The sequence below is a fragment of the Bhargavaea cecembensis genome (genome assembly GCF_000826125.2).
GTDB classification, from domain to species: domain Bacteria; phylum Bacillota; class Bacilli; order Bacillales_A; family Planococcaceae; genus Bhargavaea; species Bhargavaea cecembensis_B.
In genome coordinates this window covers 523890-538722 of the sequence record NZ_LN651373.1, presented here as the reverse complement: position 1 = coordinate 538722, position 14833 = coordinate 523890, and the positions used below count along the sequence as shown (strand labels likewise).

Sequence of the window (14833 nt, the reverse complement as noted above, 5' to 3'; positions counted from 1 at the left end):
TCATCCCCTCAGTCGAATTTCATTACCTTGAATGTACCCGTTGAGTAGCCGATCAACTCATCAGCCTCATTGTACAGGCGCCCTTCCAGCAAAATGGTGCTCTTCGTCCGGTTGATCACTTCAGCACGTGCGACCATCGCCCCGCCGACCAGTGGCCGGAGAAACTGAGTCTGCATCTGGATCGTCATCGTGTCATCGTAGCCGATCGACCGGATATGCAGGCCCATCACCGTATCAAGGACGCTCATAAACACACCGCCGTGCACGGTGCTTCGGACATTATCAAATTCCGGCCTGTACGGGAGGCGCAGCTCGACATCCCCCTCCTCAAGCTTGGTGATCTCCAGTCCCAGGAACCGGAAATACTCACTATCTTCAAAATCCGCGCGGACGCGGTCAAGTTCGGTCGCAATCATGATGCAAGACTCCTTCGTGTTGGGTTATCACCAACTAGTATAACAAAAACTGGCTGAATTCGCAGAAATCCCGGAAATTTGTCTGGTATTTATGAATGGTCAGTCATTCATATGGTAGAGTAGAGGAAACAGTCTGTGAGGTGGCCATGATGATTTTCAAAGGTTCCGGCGTTCTCGGCGACCAGTCGGGCGTGCAGTATTGCCAGGCGATGAATAAAGGGCTCGGCGTGACCCTTAACTGCTACGCCTTTGAAACGGACGGCGTCCTGATCGACACCGGTGCTCATTCCCTGCGACAATTTTTCCGGCCGTTTATTGATCAAGCCCAACCCGATTTCGTCGCAATCACCCACTACCACGAAGATCACACCGGAAATGCGGCTTATTGTGCGGCCAAGGGGATTCCGATTTACATGGATCCGCTGTACGCGGAAGACTGTAATGAACGAGCCCGCTATCCGTTTTACCGTAGGCTTTTCTGGGGCAGCCGGCCGGCGTTCTCTTCCGAAAAAATGCCCGAAACCTTTTCCTCCAGACACTTCCAGTGGCGCGCTGTTCAAACGCCCGGCCATGCGGCGGACCACGTTTCCTTACTGAATGAGTCGACGGGACAGTTGTTTTCAGGCGATCTGTTCGTAAGCGTGAAACAAAAAGTCGCCCTGCGCGAGGAAAACATCCCTGAGACAATCCGCTCGCTCGAAACGATCCTGGAGTACGACTTCGGTGAAATGTTCTGCTGCCATGCGGGTTATGTAAAAGACGGAAAAAAGAAAATCAAGGAAAAGCTCGAGTTCCTGACGGATTTAACAGGTAATGTCTCTCATCTGGTACACCAAGGGCTCAGTGCCGATGAAATCCAGCAGGAGCTGTTTCCCAAACGATATCCAATCAGCCGATTCTCACGCGGCGAGTGGGACTCCAAGCATATCATCTCGTCTATTCTCACTGATATCGGATAACAAAAATGCCCCCTCTCTATCCGAGAAAGGGCTGCACAATAGAATGTTTGGAAGCGACCCGACAGCGGGGTCATAAGTCGCCGCAGGTCAACTTCCATTCTTAGGATACAACATCGGCTGGACAGACCTTTTCCGATTTAGGGAAAGGTCTGCTGCTCAAATCATCTAGTGAATTGAGGAGGAGACAAAATGGCCAATCAACCGAGCGCACGGACAGTTGAAATAGCCAAGCAGATCGAGAAAGCTTATGAGACACGGAAACCAATTGATTTTATCCGCCATCAGTATTCCCTTCGAGAGGATGAAGCCTACAAAGTCCAGGACGAATGGGTGCGCAGATGGTGCGGAATCGGCCGTGACCGGATTATCGGATACAAAATCAGTATGACGAGCCCAGAAACCCAGGCGATCGCAGGCACGGATGAACCGGCTTACGGGACTCTCTTAAATTCCCACATCGTGAAGAGTGGTGCAACGGTACATCTGTCCGCATTGTTTGAACCGCTGATCGAGCCGGAGATCATGTTTATTTTGCAGGAGGATCTATCGCCGGAAGCTTCGGCTGAGGAAATCCTGAGCAAATCCAAAATCGCTCCGGGAATCGAAATTCCCGATGCACGCTATAAAAACTGGTACCCTAACTTTTCCCTCGCCGACCTGATCTGTGACAACACAGCAACCGGTTTAGTCGCCCTGTCAGAGCCGGTCGACCCACCGCCTCTAGAAAAAATGGCAGACATCGGGATGGAACTTTATAAGGATGATAAACTTATCAACAGAGGCAACTCCTCCGCCGTGCTCGGCAATCCGGCCACCGCCGTCGTATGGTTATCGAAGAAGCTCGCCGAGCATGAACGGATGCTTGAAAAAGACATGGTGATTTCATCGGGAACTTTCCTTTCGCCAATCCCTGCAACTCCAGGAATATACAAGGCATTATACCCGGGAGTAGGTAGGGTTGAAATTGAATTTGTCCGATAAAAATAACGATGACATGGACCGATATAGGCATGTCATCGTTGTTTTTTTGATTTATTTACTTCTCAATCTTCACATCTTGCAGTTTCAAGTACTGTCCATCCGAAACAGTGATGTATTGATCGGACTCAACAATGTCATTTGAGATGATACTGCCGAGTTGATGACTGCTGTCGGACGCAACTTCTATATAGCCCATGCCGATTGTAGAATCGAGGATAACTTTATATTCTCCGGCCGGGATGTCCTTGCCAACCTTGAACATGCCGGTCTCATAGATGCCGTTTTCCGGGATAATAGAGGGAGCCTGGTCTACGGGATACATCTTGCCCCGCTGCAGCTTGAAGTACTGGCCGTCCTGTAATGTAACATAAGCGGTTCCGCCGGTCAGGTTATCGTTAAAAATGATGCTGTCCAAAGTGCCGGTACTGTCCTTGGATGCCTCAAAATAAGCCATTCCGTCGGAAAACACAAGATATTCGCCGGGCGGGAGATCAGTTCCGACTTTGTACGTCCCTGCTTTAATCTCTGTAGTTTTCTCGGCCGGCTCTTCTTCCGGCTCAGTCACCTCTTCCTGAGGAGCTTCCGTTTCCTGCGTTGCATCATCCGTTGCCTCTTCCGGCGCTTCGTCTGCTGTTGTCTCTTCCTGATCCTTCGATACATCACTGCTTACCGGTGTCTTTTCTTCACTGGTCATACCTCCGGCACATGCTCCAATAATGATGCCAAAAAAAATAATCATCCCAAGGCAGCCAAGACACCCGGCTAAAAAGCCTTTTTTCTTTTTATTTTTTCCATCCGGCGGCATTACTTGCTGATTCTGCTGTTCCATCGAATCTTCCTTCCCGTTTAATAATCTCACTTGGTGACCCTCCATAACCTGCGGTGCTTTGTCATCTGCAAACCATTCTACCCTTGCAGAAAAAAGAACCTTCCCCATAATTGGGAAAGGTCCTGTCGCTGTGTGTGATACCCTACTTCAGATGCACTTGATCCATGAGCCCCTCGTCGGTCGAGATGACTTTCAGGAGTCCTTCGTGTTTGATGTAAACGGTTTTGTAAGCGGGTTTTTCGCCGTCCATGAACAGAAGGACACGGTTGCCCGGATTGTCATTGGCGACGCGGATTTCGTAGTCGTCCGGGTTGAAGTAGTCGCCGACATGTTCGAGTTCTTCATAGTCCGAGGTGTCTTCTGCCGGCAGGGCGTTGTCCGCCTCGCTTGCATGGATCGTGTCTCCGTTGTTCTGTTCACCGGCCGCTTCTTCATCCTCGTCTTCCGTGACGATTCCTTTGTTCGTCTGGTCGCCGATTGCGTCGCCCGTCTCTTCGCTGTCCGGGTTCACGGGTGCCTGTTCGGGATTTTCCTGTTGGTTGCACGCGCCGAGGAGCACGGCCAGTGCCGCCAGAATGGCCAGCTGTTTTTTCATCTGCCTCTCCCCCTTTCATAAAAACTACTATACCCGTTCCGACCGTTGACAACACGTCCGGCACCCTGTAACTTTAGCGTTATAACGCGTTAAAGCAAAAAGGAGCGATCTCATGAACAGACTGTGGAGCGACATGGCGCGCCGTACCGAGCCGTACATTCCCGGTGAGCAGCTCAACCGGCCGGACGTCATCAAACTGAATACGAACGAGAATCCGTACCCGCCGAGCCCGGAAGTGCTGGACGCCATCCGGGCCGAGGCCGCCCGGCTGCATCTGTACCCGTCCCCGACCGCGAAGCCGCTCCGCGAAGCGATCGGCAGGGCTGAAGGGTTGCCGGCCGATCATGTCTTCACCGCCAACGGCTCGGACGAGGTGCTCGCATTCTCGTTCATGGCGTTCTTCGATCCCGGGCGGACGATCCGCTTCCCTGACATCACTTACAGCTTCTACCCCGTCTATTCAAAGCTGTTCGATATCCCGTTCGAGGAAGTCCCGCTCCGGGAGGATTTCACGCTGGATCTTGCGGGATTCGCCGGTTCCGACGGCGTCATCCTGCCGAATCCGAATGCGCCGACCGGGCTTTACGAGCCGCTTGCCGGCATCCGGGAAATCCTTGAATCCAGCAAGGACCGGGTCGTCATCATCGACGAAGCCTACATCGATTTTGCCGGCCCGTCGGCAGCGGAGCTCATCCCCGAATTCGAAAACCTGCTCGTCGTCCGGACGACGTCAAAATCCCGGTCGCTCGCCGGCCTGCGCGTCGGCTACGCGCTCGGCAGCCCGGACCTGATCGAAGGCCTCGTCAGGATCAAGGACTCGTTCAACTCGTATACACTCGACCGGCTTGCCCAGGCCGGTGCCGCGGCGGCCTTCGGGGACCCGGCTTATTTCAAGGAAACGACCGGAAAAATTATCGCAACCCGGTCCCGCTCCGCAAAGCGGCTGGTCGAACTCGGCTTCACCGTCCTGCCGTCGTCCGCGAACTTCCTGTTCTGCACCTATCCGGACCGGAGTGCGGAATCCCTGTACACGGAACTGAAAAACCGGAACATCCTCGTCCGCCACTTCGGCAAGCCGCGGATTTCGGAATACCTTCGGATTACCGTCGGGACGGACGCCCAGATGGACCGGCTGTTCGGAGAGCTGGAAGAGATTTTACGAAAATAAAAGAAGTGGACCGCCCGCTCGAAACGGGACGGTCCACTTTTTTCATTCACCCGCAAACCCCCGTCCGACGTCTTCCGGCGCATGGGCATCGGACCCGGTCTGCAGTTTCATTCCAAGTCCAAGAGCTTCCCTGACCATCCATTCCTCCGGATACGTCTCCCCGTAGTCCGGCTTGCGGCGGCCGGCATGATTGAAGTCGAGGCGGTATCCGTTCCTTGCGGCCGTTTCCAAAACCCCCTGCCAGTCGACCGGATCGCTCTCCGGCGCAACCCGTTTCCGAAACTTATGAATCAGATTGATATGGCCGAGCACAGGCGGGTTCAATCCGCCGAACGGCTTGCCGGCCGCCTTCAGGATCGCTTCCCCGTACGCCTGGTAGATGATCCCGACCTCCAGTTCCGCCGATTTCTCTTCGAATGCATCCGCACTGTAATCCACACAGAACCAGCCGTCCGGCAGCCGGACGAAATGGACGCTCAAAATCGAGTTTCCGGCGGCTTCCGGATATTGTTGAAGGAGTTTGAGGGTCTCTCTCTCGAATCCTTCTATATAGTCGACTTCAAATCCGCAACGGACGTCGACCCGGCCGGCGTACTCCTTCCGCAGCCTGGCGCCTTCCGCGAGATAGGCCTCCACGTCTTCCAGCCGCATCGCGCTGTCCTTCTCCGGCACCGGATCCTCGAACCCTTCCGGCAGCGGGGCATGTTCGGTGAAGACGAGCACGTCGATTCCCTTTCGTTCCGCTTCCTTCACATAGTCCTCCATCGGCGCATCCGTTCCGTGCGGGCAGAACGGCGTATGCACGTGGCCGTCGATTTTCATCTTTTCTTTCCCCCGGTCTGTTGAAATTTTTAAAAAGCTATGTTACGATTTCACTTGTTTACTACTTTACCATGTTAAATCGATGAAGTGAAGAGGTGGATCCGAATGACATCATTCATCTATAATCCGGCGCTCATCCGGCAGAAGCAGCTGGAAGTGGAGTTCCTGTCCTTTTTCCATGGTCACGGTTTCGATATCATCGATCTGCCCGTCGTGGAGACGTTCGACTGGGCGGGCATGACGGATGACGATCTCCGGCTCATGCCGCAGCGCGAGACTTGGATCCAGGACGGGTCCGTCCATGCGCTCCGCCACGACTGGACGAATTCGATTGTCCGGTATTTGACCAAATATAAGATCGATGCGGAACGTGCCGCCTATTCCGGGCCGGTGTTCCATTCGGGTTCAGAGACCCGGCAGCTCGGCATGGAAGTGTTCTCCGACCGGACCGCCCGCCAGCAGGAGGCACTGGAGCTCCTCATCGGGTTCATGGACGACCGTCTCGGCGACCGGGCGCAGACCGCGGTTATCAGCCATTATGCGCTCCTGCCGATCATTCTCGGCGGGGACCGTTTGGCGGAGCCGGCGATCCGGCGCGCGCTGTCACAGCGGAGTTCGTCCGCGCTGCAGCAGCTGCTCGGCGACCATCCGCTCCCGGAACTGCTCGGCGACCGTCCGGAAGCGCAGGTCCACAAGCTCCGTTCCGCGTTCCCGGAGATCGGTCCGATCCTCGAGGAGCTGACGGGCTGGGAGGAGACCCTCCGGCAGGCCGGCATCGAAGCCGTCTACCCGGACATCACCGCCCTCCCGTCCCAGTCTTACTATGACGGCGTGTTCATCCGGCTGTACGGGCCCGGGCGCACGGCGCCGATCGCGTCCGGCGGCCAGTACACCGCGCGGAAGAAAGCGTTCGGGATGGGGATATTTTATTGAGCGAATAGGGGGATTCCGATGATTACGATCGCACTGTCGAAGGGACGGCTTCTGAAGAGCTTCCTTGATTATCTTGAACAGAACGGGCACCTGCGATGGCACGAGGCGCTGAAGGCGGCCCAGCGGGAGCTGCTCGTCGAAACGGAAGGCATCCGGTTCCTCCTCGTGAAGGGCGACGACGTGCCGACATACGTGGAAGAAGGGATCGCGGAGCTCGGCATCACGGGAAGCGACATTCTCGCCGAGTACGGCGCGGATGTGAATGAACTGCTCGATCTGCCGTTCGGCCACTGCCACTTCGCGCTCGCTTCAAAGGAAGAGCTGCCGGATTACCGGACGATCGCGACGAAATACGTGAACTATGCAAAGTCGGTTTTCGACCGGTCGGAAAAGCCGGTGAAGATCATCAAGCTGAATGGATCGGTCGAGCTCGCCGCCGTCATCGGCATGGCGGACGCCATCGTCGACATCGTACAGTCGGGCGAGACGCTCCGGATGAACGGGCTGGCGGAACGGGTCCGGCTCGATCCGATCAATGCCCGGCTCATCGCGAACAAGCACACGTTCTTCACGAAATCCGCGGAGATCCGCGCATTCATCAATGAATTGAGGGTGGCCTGAATGCTGAAGGCGAGTGAATTCAAGAAGACATACCGGCCGGCCGGAACAGACAGCTGGGACCGGGCAGAGTCGGTGATCAAAATCTTGCAGGACGTCCGGAAAAACGGCGACGCGGCGCTCGCCCGCTATACCCGGCAGTTCGACGGCGAAGAGGCTTCGGTCCGGGAAGTCCCGCGCGGTGAGCTGGAAGCGGCGTTTGATTCCCTGCCGGACCGGCTGCGCGGCGCGCTCGTTTCGGCGAAGGAGAACATCGAGGCTTATCAGCGGAAGATCAAATGGCGGCCGGCGGATCCGGACGGGTTTTATCCGGTGTTCCATCCGGTCCGGCGTGCGGGGATCTACGTTCCGGGCGGCAAGGCAAACTATCCGTCGACCGTCNTCCGCGTTCCCGGAGATCGGTCCGATCCTCGAGGAGCTGACGGGCTGGGAGGAGACCCTCCGGCAGGCCGGCATCGAAGCCGTCTACCCGGACATCACCGCCCTCCCGTCCCAGTCTTACTATGACGGCGTGTTCATCCGGCTGTACGGGCCCGGGCGCACGGCGCCGATCGCGTCCGGCGGCCAGTACACCGCGCGGAAGAAAGCGTTCGGGATGGGGATATTTTATTGAGCGAATAGGGGGATTCCGATGATTACGATCGCACTGTCGAAGGGACGGCTTCTGAAGAGCTTCCTTGATTATCTTGAACAGAACGGGCACCTGCGATGGCACGAGGCGCTGAAGGCGGCCCAGCGGGAGCTGCTCGTCGAAACGGAAGGCATCCGGTTCCTCCTCGTGAAGGGCGACGACGTGCCGACATACGTGGAAGAAGGGATCGCGGAGCTCGGCATCACGGGAAGCGACATTCTCGCCGAGTACGGCGCGGATGTGAATGAACTGCTCGATCTGCCGTTCGGCCACTGCCACTTCGCGCTCGCTTCAAAGGAAGAGCTGCCGGATTACCGGACGATCGCGACGAAATACGTGAACTATGCAAAGTCGGTTTTCGACCGGTCGGAAAAGCCGGTGAAGATCATCAAGCTGAATGGATCGGTCGAGCTCGCCGCCGTCATCGGCATGGCGGACGCCATCGTCGACATCGTACAGTCGGGCGAGACGCTCCGGATGAACGGGCTGGCGGAACGGGTCCGGCTCGATCCGATCAATGCCCGGCTCATCGCGAACAAGCACACGTTCTTCACGAAATCCGCGGAGATCCGCGCATTCATCAATGAATTGAGGGTGGCCTGAATGCTGAAGGCGAGTGAATTCAAGAAGACATACCGGCCGGCCGGAACAGACAGCTGGGACCGGGCAGAGTCGGTGATCAAAATCTTGCAGGACGTCCGGAAAAACGGCGACGCGGCGCTCGCCCGCTATACCCGGCAGTTCGACGGCGAAGAGGCTTCGGTCCGGGAAGTCCCGCGCGGTGAGCTGGAAGCGGCGTTTGATTCCCTGCCGGACCGGCTGCGCGGCGCGCTCGTTTCGGCGAAGGAGAACATCGAGGCTTATCAGCGGAAGATCAAATGGCGGCCGGCGGATCCGGACGGGTTTTATCCGGTGTTCCATCCGGTCCGGCGTGCGGGGATCTACGTTCCGGGCGGCAAGGCAAACTATCCGTCGACCGTCCTCATGACGGCCATCCCGGCGAAAGTGGCCGGCGTCGATTCGATCACCGTCGCCACCCCGCCGCCCGGGAGTCCGGTGACGCTCGCGGCCTGTTTCCTGTGCGGCGTCGACCGGGTGTTCACGGTCGGCGGCGTCCAGGCGATCGCCGCGCTCGCCTACGGGACGGAGACGGTTCCGGCGGTCGACAAGATCGTCGGGCCGGGCAATGCATATGTCGCGCTGGCGAAGAAGCTTGTGTACGGCGATGTCGGCATTGATTCCATCGCAGGGCCGAGCGAGCTTGCGATCGTCGTGGACGCAGAGTCGGATGCGCGGTGGGCGGCGCTCGATCTGCTGGCACAGGCCGAGCACGACGAAAACGCGAGGACGTATTTGATCTCGCTGGATCCCGGCAAGCTGGAGGAAGTCGGCCGGCTCGCGTCTGAACTGGCGGAGAAAGCGCCGCGCAGTGCGATCATCAAGGAAAGCCTCCGGAACAACCACTGGGCGATCTTCGCGGAAGACCGGGCGGAGGCCGTGGATCTCGTCAACTGGATTGCGCCGGAACACGCGGCGATCCAGACGGCGGACGCCGATTCGTACGCGGAGGACGTGACGAACGCGGGAGCGCTCTTCATCGGCGGTTTTTCCCCGGAGGCGGTCGGCGACTACTCGGCCGGCCCGAGCCACGTGCTGCCGACCGGGGGCAATGCCCGCTTCCAGTCGGGGCTGTCGGTGAACGACTTCCTCACTGCGAATGCGGTCATCCGGGTCCCGCGCGAAGACTACCGGCGGTTCGCCGAAGCGGGCATTCCGATCGCGGAAGCCGAAGAACTGCATGCGCACGCCGCTTCGATGCAGGCGCGGCTAGATAAAGGAGGGGCTGACTGATGGCCGTGTATGAACGGAAAACGAAGGAAACCGAAATCCGGATGGAGCTCCGGAAAGGGACGGGTGAATCGATGATTTCCACCGGAGTCGGCTTCCTCGATCATATGCTGACGCTGCTCTCCTTCCACGCCGGGCTCGAACTGGATGTGGACGTGAAGGGCGACACGTGGGTGGACGACCACCACACGACGGAAGACACCGGCATCGTCCTCGGCATGCTATTGAAGGAAGTGCTCGGCGACAAAGGCGACATCCGCCGCTACGGTACCGCCTACGTGCCGATGGACGAGACGCTCACCCGGACGGTCGTCGACGTGAGCGGCCGGCCGTTCCTTTCATTTAATGCGGAGATTTCCCGCGAGAAGGTCGGCTCGTTCGATACGGAGCTTTGTGAGGAGTTCTTCCGGGGCGTCGTCATGAACGCAGGCCTCACCGTCCATATGGACCTCATCCGAGGCGGCAACGCCCATCACGAGATCGAATCGCTGTTCAAGTCGTTCGCCCGGGCGCTCCGGGAAGCGATGCAGCCCGGCGACGGACGGCTCGCCTCGACGAAGGGGCTGCTCGCATGAGTGCGCGGCCGGATGGAACCGCACTCACCGACGGCCGCCGGATCGCCGTCGTCGACTACGGACTCGGCAACGTGGCGAACGTCCGGCGGGCGCTCGAATTCCTCGGCCACCGGGTGTTGCTCACTTCCAGGCCGGACGAACTGCAAGCCGCGGATGTGCTCGTCCTTCCCGGCGTCGGCCACTTCGCGGACGCCATGCAGCGGCTCCGCGCGGACGGGCTGTTGCCGGTGCTGACCGAGCTGAAGGGTGAAAAACCGTTCATCGGCATCTGCCTCGGCATGCAGCTTTTATTTGAACAGAGCGAAGAAGGCGGAACGGAAGGCCTCGGCTTCATTCCGGGCGGGGTGACGAGGATCCGGACAGCGCTCCCCGTCCCCCACCTCGGCTGGAACACACTGGCGAGCGAAGACCCGGCAATCGACGGGCAGGACATGTACTTCATCCATTCCTACCGGGCGGCTCCCGGCCCGTACACGGTCGCGGCCGCGGAGTACGGCGGAGAAACCGTCACCGCCATCGTCCAGAAAGAAAACCTGATCGGCATCCAGTTCCACCCCGAAAAAAGCGGTGACGCCGGACTGCTTCTCCTGCAGCGCGCCGTCACCGAAGGATTCATTGGAAAGGAGGCGGACCGATGATTGAAATCTGGCCGGCCATCGATATCATTGACTCACAGAACGTGCGGCTCACCGAAGGCGACTACGGAACGAAAACCGCGATGGGACGCACTCCGCTTGAAGCAGTGGAATTTTATAACCGGCAGCCCCGGGTGACCCGCATCCACCTCGTCGACCTGATCGGCGCCAAGGAAAAGCGGCCGGCGGAAATGGACCTGTTNCACGACGGAAGACACCGGCATCGTCCTCGGCATGCTATTGAAGGAAGTGCTCGGCGACAAAGGCGACATCCGCCGCTACGGTACCGCCTACGTGCCGATGGACGAGACGCTCACCCGGACGGTCGTCGACGTGAGCGGCCGGCCGTTCCTTTCATTTAATGCGGAGATTTCCCGCGAGAAGGTCGGCTCGTTCGATACGGAGCTTTGTGAGGAGTTCTTCCGGGGCGTCGTCATGAACGCAGGCCTCACCGTCCATATGGACCTCATCCGAGGCGGCAACGCCCATCACGAGATCGAATCGCTGTTCAAGTCGTTCGCCCGGGCGCTCCGGGAAGCGATGCAGCCCGGCGACGGACGGCTCGCCTCGACGAAGGGGCTGCTCGCATGAGTGCGCGGCCGGATGGAACCGCACTCACCGACGGCCGCCGGATCGCCGTCGTCGACTACGGACTCGGCAACGTGGCGAACGTCCGGCGGGCGCTCGAATTCCTCGGCCACCGGGTGTTGCTCACTTCCAGGCCGGACGAACTGCAAGCCGCGGATGTGCTCGTCCTTCCCGGCGTCGGCCACTTCGCGGACGCCATGCAGCGGCTCCGCGCGGACGGGCTGTTGCCGGTGCTGACCGAGCTGAAGGGTGAAAAACCGTTCATCGGCATCTGCCTCGGCATGCAGCTTTTATTTGAACAGAGCGAAGAAGGCGGAACGGAAGGCCTCGGCTTCATTCCGGGCGGGGTGACGAGGATCCGGACAGCGCTCCCCGTCCCCCACCTCGGCTGGAACACACTGGCGAGCGAAGACCCGGCAATCGACGGGCAGGACATGTACTTCATCCATTCCTACCGGGCGGCTCCCGGCCCGTACACGGTCGCGGCCGCGGAGTACGGCGGAGAAACCGTCACCGCCATCGTCCAGAAAGAAAACCTGATCGGCATCCAGTTCCACCCCGAAAAAAGCGGTGACGCCGGACTGCTTCTCCTGCAGCGCGCCGTCACCGAAGGATTCATTGGAAAGGAGGCGGACCGATGATTGAAATCTGGCCGGCCATCGATATCATTGACTCACAGAACGTGCGGCTCACCGAAGGCGACTACGGAACGAAAACCGCGATGGGACGCACTCCGCTTGAAGCAGTGGAATTTTATAACCGGCAGCCCCGGGTGACCCGCATCCACCTCGTCGACCTGATCGGCGCCAAGGAAAAGCGGCCGGCGGAAATGGACCTGTTCAAGAAATTGATCGAATCGACCGACCGGCCGGCGGAAATCGGCGGCGGCATCCGGAGCGAAAACACGATCCGCCGGTACCTCGACATGGGCGCCGGCTACCTCATCATCGGGACGAAAGGCTTGACCGACCCCGACTGGCTGATGGAAATGAGCTTGAAATACCCCGGGCGGCTCATGCTCGGACTCGACGCCCGCGGAGACCGGATCGCCCTGAACGGCTGGCTCGAAACCGGCGAAGCGACCATCTTTGAAACCCTCGACCGGCTCGAAGGCGCCCGCCTGGCCGGCGTCATCTACACCGACATCGCCCGCGACGGACGAATGGAAGGACCGAACATCGGCATGACCGGCAAACTCGCCCGCGCCTCAGCATGGCCCGTCACCGCATCCGGCGGCGTCCGCCACGCCCGCGACCTGCGAGCCCTGGAAGAAGAAGGCATCACCGCCGCCATCGTCGGAAAAGCGGCGAATACGGAGGAGTTCTGGGAGAGTTTGTGAGTGGCTGGGGAGTTTGGATGTGATCGCGGGGAGTGTGAGGGTCATCGGAGAGGCGATGAGTGTTAGCGCAGGGGGCGCAAGTGTCATCGGAGAGGCGGCGAGTGTTAGCGCAAGGGACGCGAGTGTCATCGGAGAGACCCCGAGTGTCATCGCAGGGAGTGTGGATGTAGATCTATCAACCTTTCCAGCAAGTTGACACTCGACTCGTGAAAGTTCACACCCGCTCCCCGAAAGTTGACACTCACCCTGACGAAGTTGACGCTCGCCGCCCCCAAGTTGACACTCGATCCGACGGACCCAATGATAGGCCAGATTGTGAGTGTCATCGCATGGAGCGCGAGTGTGATCGGAGAGGCCCCGAGTGTCATCGCATGCTGGCTGCCCCTCCCCTCCCTTCAAAAAAACCAAAGAGGTGAAAGCGGATGATCAAGAAACGGATTATTCCCTGTCTGGATGTGAAGGACGGGCGAGTGGTGAAAGGCATTAATTTCAGGGGGCTCCGCGATATCGGAGATCCGGTTGAGCTTGCGGCCCGCTACAATGCGGAGGGTGCGGATGAGCTCGTCTTTCTCGATGTGTCGGCGACGGACGAGGGGCATGGCCTGATGCTCGATGTGATCCGGCAGACGGCGGAGACGCTGTTCATTCCGTTGGCGGTCGGCGGCGGCATCCGGTCGGCGGATGATATCGGCCGGTTGCTGCAGGCGGGGGCCGACAAGGTGAGCATCAATTCCGCGGCGCTCAACCGGCCGGAACTCATCCGGGAAGCGGCGGACCGGTTCGGCAGCCAGTGCGTCTGTCTGTCGGTCGATGCGGGCTGGGACGAGGAGGCCGCCGACTGGTTCTGCTTCACCCATGGCGGCAAAAAGAAGACCGATGTCCGTGTGCTCGACTGGGTCGTTGAGGGCGAAAGGCTCGGGGCCGGCGAGATCCTGCTGACGAGTATGGAGGCGGACGGCACGAAAGACGGTTTTGACCTTCCCCTCCTGAAAGCCGTGGAAGCGGCGGTCTCCGTTCCGGTCATCGCGTCCGGCGGCGCCGGCAGTGCAGAAGATTTCGTGCGTCTGTTCACAGGGACGGATATTTCCGCGGGGCTCGCCGCTTCGATCTTCCACAGTCAGGAAACCTCCGTCGGCGAAGTGAAGGCGCTTCTCCGGGAAGCCGGCGTGCCGGTGCGCGAAACTGCGGGCGGTGTTCCGAATGAAGCCTGATTTCTCGAAAGGCCTCATCCCGGCCGTCCTCCAGCACTGGAGCGACCGGACTGTCCTCATGCTCGGCTACATGAATGAAGAGGCATACGAGCGCACGCTGGAAGACGGCGTCGTCTGGTTTTATTCGCGGAGCAAGGAACGGCTTTGGAAAAAGGGCGAGTCGAGCGGCAATGTCCAGCGGGTGAAGCACATTTCGCTCGACTGTGACCGGGACACGCTGCTCATCCAGGTCGATCCCGCGGGCCCGACTTGCCACACCGGAATGAAGAGCTGCTTCGGCGAGGAGGCCGTCTCCCCTCTCCAGTCGCTCGAGGCGATGATCAGTGACCGCCAGGCGGACGGTGGCGAGCGCTCGTACACGAATTACCTGCTCAGCGAAGGACTCGATAAAATCACGAAGAAGTTCGGCGAGGAGAGTTTTGAAGTCGTAATCGCCGCGATGAAGCGTGACCGGGAAGAATTAAAGAATGAGACCGCCGACCTGCTTTATCACCTGTTCGTTCTCCTGCATGAACAAGGCATCGGCATTGCGGAAGTCGAGCAGATCCTCCACGAACGCCACGCCTTGAAAAACAATTTCAAGGGCGAACGGAAAAAGATCGATAAATGGTAAACAGGTGAAGGAAAGTTCCTTCACCTGTTTTTTGTTCGAAGATCCGCCCTCCTAGATCTGAAAGCGGCTCAC

At 58.9% G+C, this 14833-nt stretch carries 19 protein-coding genes and 2 pseudogenes; 17 read left to right on the top strand and 4 right to left on the bottom strand.

Annotated features, from left to right (window positions below; genetic code table 11):
* Positions 1–8 precede the first annotated feature (8 nt).
* Entirely contained in the window at positions 9–416 is a 408-nt protein-coding gene (locus BN1189_RS08310) for a PaaI family thioesterase (RefSeq protein ID WP_040227291.1), read from the bottom strand.
* Between the two features lie 146 nt (positions 417–562).
* On the opposite strand from BN1189_RS08310, the gene BN1189_RS08305 reads away from it, so the two are divergent.
* Together BN1189_RS08305 and BN1189_RS08300 are read left to right on the top strand one after the other, a co-directional pair.
* The gene (locus BN1189_RS08305; RefSeq protein ID WP_257125399.1) at positions 563–1375 is read left to right on the top strand and encodes an MBL fold metallo-hydrolase; all 813 of its coding nucleotides are present in this window, start codon (positions 563–565) and stop codon (positions 1373–1375) included.
* A gap of 189 nt (positions 1376–1564) precedes the next feature.
* Positions 1565–2356, top strand: a complete 792-nt coding sequence (locus BN1189_RS08300; RefSeq protein ID WP_040227290.1) for a 2-keto-4-pentenoate hydratase — start codon at positions 1565–1567, stop codon at positions 2354–2356.
* 55 nt (positions 2357–2411) lie between these two features.
* Here BN1189_RS08300 and BN1189_RS08295 read toward each other — a convergent pair whose 3' ends face one another.
* Positions 2412–3185: a hypothetical protein gene (locus tag BN1189_RS08295; protein ID WP_052455756.1), complete on the bottom strand. Its 774-nt coding sequence runs from the start codon at positions 3183–3185 to the stop codon at positions 2412–2414.
* A 142-nt stretch (positions 3186–3327) separates the two neighbouring features.
* Positions 3328–3780 carry a hypothetical protein gene (locus tag BN1189_RS08290; protein ID WP_040227288.1) on the bottom strand — a complete coding sequence of 151 codons (453 nt, stop codon included), beginning with the start codon at positions 3778–3780 and terminating at the stop codon, positions 3328–3330.
* Between the two features lie 112 nt (positions 3781–3892).
* Here BN1189_RS08290 and hisC point away from each other — a divergent pair, with 112 nt between their 5' ends.
* The gene (gene hisC / locus BN1189_RS08285) at positions 3893–4948 is read left to right on the top strand and encodes a histidinol-phosphate transaminase (protein ID WP_040227287.1); all 1056 of its coding nucleotides are present in this window, start codon (positions 3893–3895) and stop codon (positions 4946–4948) included.
* 42 nt (positions 4949–4990) lie between these two features.
* Here hisC and hisJ read toward each other — a convergent pair whose 3' ends face one another.
* A complete protein-coding gene (gene hisJ, locus BN1189_RS08280) occupies positions 4991–5770 on the bottom strand; it encodes a histidinol-phosphatase HisJ (protein ID WP_040227284.1) in 780 nt (259 codons plus the stop codon).
* A 105-nt stretch (positions 5771–5875) separates the two neighbouring features.
* Between hisJ and BN1189_RS08275 the strand changes: the two genes are divergently transcribed.
* From BN1189_RS08275 to hisIE, 14 genes and pseudogenes are all read left to right on the top strand, one after another.
* The gene (locus BN1189_RS08275; RefSeq protein WP_040227283.1) at positions 5876–6703 is read left to right on the top strand and encodes an ATP phosphoribosyltransferase regulatory subunit; all 828 of its coding nucleotides are present in this window, start codon (positions 5876–5878) and stop codon (positions 6701–6703) included.
* 18 nt (positions 6704–6721) lie between these two features.
* The gene (gene hisG / locus BN1189_RS08270) at positions 6722–7324 is read left to right on the top strand and encodes an ATP phosphoribosyltransferase (RefSeq protein ID WP_040227281.1); all 603 of its coding nucleotides are present in this window, start codon (positions 6722–6724) and stop codon (positions 7322–7324) included.
* Positions 7325–7828 carry a histidinol dehydrogenase gene (locus BN1189_RS08265; protein WP_040227282.1) on the top strand — a complete coding sequence of 168 codons (504 nt, stop codon included), beginning with the start codon at positions 7325–7327 and terminating at the stop codon, positions 7826–7828. It abuts the gene before it with no gap.
* A complete protein-coding gene (locus BN1189_RS16785) occupies positions 7728–7934 on the top strand; it encodes an ATP phosphoribosyltransferase regulatory subunit (protein ID WP_373604622.1) in 207 nt (68 codons plus the stop codon). The genes BN1189_RS08265 and BN1189_RS16785 overlap by 101 nt, the downstream gene beginning before the upstream one ends.
* Positions 7935–7952: 18 nt before the next feature.
* Positions 7953–8555: an ATP phosphoribosyltransferase gene (gene hisG / locus BN1189_RS08260; protein ID WP_040227281.1), complete on the top strand. Its 603-nt coding sequence runs from the start codon at positions 7953–7955 to the stop codon at positions 8553–8555.
* A complete protein-coding gene (gene hisD / locus BN1189_RS08255) occupies positions 8556–9803 on the top strand; it encodes a histidinol dehydrogenase (RefSeq protein WP_040227279.1) in 1248 nt (415 codons plus the stop codon).
* Positions 9803–10375, top strand: coding sequence for an imidazoleglycerol-phosphate dehydratase HisB (hisB, locus tag BN1189_RS08250; protein ID WP_040227278.1), 573 nt, complete (start codon positions 9803–9805; stop codon positions 10373–10375). Before hisD ends, hisB begins: the two co-directional genes overlap by 1 nt.
* Positions 10372–11013, top strand: coding sequence for an imidazole glycerol phosphate synthase subunit HisH (gene hisH / locus BN1189_RS08245; RefSeq protein WP_052455754.1), 642 nt, complete (start codon positions 10372–10374; stop codon positions 11011–11013). Before hisB ends, hisH (BN1189_RS08245) begins: the two co-directional genes overlap by 4 nt.
* Positions 11010–11201 (top strand): annotated as a pseudogene (locus BN1189_RS16780) (HisA/HisF-related TIM barrel protein); the annotation flags it as partial. The gene hisH (BN1189_RS08245) and the pseudogene BN1189_RS16780, both read left to right, overlap by 4 nt.
* 16 nt (positions 11202–11217) lie before the next feature.
* Positions 11218–11601, top strand: a pseudogene (locus BN1189_RS16775) (imidazoleglycerol-phosphate dehydratase); the annotation flags it as partial.
* Complete coding sequence (gene hisH / locus BN1189_RS08235) at positions 11598–12239, top strand: imidazole glycerol phosphate synthase subunit HisH (protein ID WP_052455754.1); 642 nt, start codon at positions 11598–11600, stop codon at positions 12237–12239. The pseudogene BN1189_RS16775 and the gene hisH (BN1189_RS08235), both read left to right, overlap by 4 nt.
* Positions 12236–12937, top strand: coding sequence for a HisA/HisF-related TIM barrel protein (locus tag BN1189_RS08230; protein ID WP_040227277.1), 702 nt, complete (start codon positions 12236–12238; stop codon positions 12935–12937). The genes hisH (BN1189_RS08235) and BN1189_RS08230 overlap by 4 nt, the downstream gene beginning before the upstream one ends.
* A 422-nt stretch (positions 12938–13359) precedes the next feature.
* Positions 13360–14148 carry an imidazole glycerol phosphate synthase subunit HisF gene (hisF, locus tag BN1189_RS08220; protein WP_040227274.1) on the top strand — a complete coding sequence of 263 codons (789 nt, stop codon included), beginning with the start codon at positions 13360–13362 and terminating at the stop codon, positions 14146–14148.
* The gene (gene hisIE, locus BN1189_RS08215; RefSeq protein WP_040227273.1) at positions 14138–14761 is read left to right on the top strand and encodes a bifunctional phosphoribosyl-AMP cyclohydrolase/phosphoribosyl-ATP diphosphatase HisIE; all 624 of its coding nucleotides are present in this window, start codon (positions 14138–14140) and stop codon (positions 14759–14761) included. The genes hisF and hisIE overlap by 11 nt, the downstream gene beginning before the upstream one ends.
* The last annotated feature ends 72 nt before the right edge of the window (positions 14762–14833 follow it).

What these genes read in the sequence shown, in the direction of transcription:
- hisD (WP_040227279.1), top strand. Translation starts at nt 8,556, where the DNA reads ATGCTGAAGGCGAGTGAATTCAAGAAGACATACCGGCCGGCCGGAACA.
- hisIE (WP_040227273.1), top strand. Translation starts at nt 14,138, where the DNA reads ATGAAGCCTGATTTCTCGAAAGGCCTCATCCCGGCCGTCCTCCAGCAC.
- BN1189_RS08290 (WP_040227288.1), bottom strand. Translation starts at nt 3,780, where the DNA reads ATGAAAAAACAGCTGGCCATTCTGGCGGCACTGGCCGTGCTCCTCGGC.
- hisC (WP_040227287.1), top strand. Translation starts at nt 3,893, where the DNA reads ATGAACAGACTGTGGAGCGACATGGCGCGCCGTACCGAGCCGTACATT.
- hisG (WP_040227281.1), top strand. Translation starts at nt 7,953, where the DNA reads ATGATTACGATCGCACTGTCGAAGGGACGGCTTCTGAAGAGCTTCCTT.
- BN1189_RS08295 (WP_052455756.1), bottom strand. Translation starts at nt 3,185, where the DNA reads ATGGAACAGCAGAATCAGCAAGTAATGCCGCCGGATGGAAAAAATAAA.
- BN1189_RS08310 (WP_040227291.1), bottom strand. Translation starts at nt 416, where the DNA reads ATGATTGCGACCGAACTTGACCGCGTCCGCGCGGATTTTGAAGATAGT.
- hisH (WP_052455754.1), top strand. Translation starts at nt 10,372, where the DNA reads ATGAGTGCGCGGCCGGATGGAACCGCACTCACCGACGGCCGCCGGATC.
- hisJ (WP_040227284.1), bottom strand. Translation starts at nt 5,770, where the DNA reads ATGAAAATCGACGGCCACGTGCATACGCCGTTCTGCCCGCACGGAACG.
- hisB (WP_040227278.1), top strand. Translation starts at nt 9,803, where the DNA reads ATGGCCGTGTATGAACGGAAAACGAAGGAAACCGAAATCCGGATGGAG.
- hisF (WP_040227274.1), top strand. Translation starts at nt 13,360, where the DNA reads ATGATCAAGAAACGGATTATTCCCTGTCTGGATGTGAAGGACGGGCGA.
- BN1189_RS08300 (WP_040227290.1), top strand. Translation starts at nt 1,565, where the DNA reads ATGGCCAATCAACCGAGCGCACGGACAGTTGAAATAGCCAAGCAGATC.
- hisG (WP_040227281.1), top strand. Translation starts at nt 6,722, where the DNA reads ATGATTACGATCGCACTGTCGAAGGGACGGCTTCTGAAGAGCTTCCTT.
- BN1189_RS08275 (WP_040227283.1), top strand. Translation starts at nt 5,876, where the DNA reads ATGACATCATTCATCTATAATCCGGCGCTCATCCGGCAGAAGCAGCTG.
- BN1189_RS08305 (WP_257125399.1), top strand. Translation starts at nt 563, where the DNA reads ATGATGATTTTCAAAGGTTCCGGCGTTCTCGGCGACCAGTCGGGCGTG.
- hisH (WP_052455754.1), top strand. Translation starts at nt 11,598, where the DNA reads ATGAGTGCGCGGCCGGATGGAACCGCACTCACCGACGGCCGCCGGATC.
- BN1189_RS08230 (WP_040227277.1), top strand. Translation starts at nt 12,236, where the DNA reads ATGATTGAAATCTGGCCGGCCATCGATATCATTGACTCACAGAACGTG.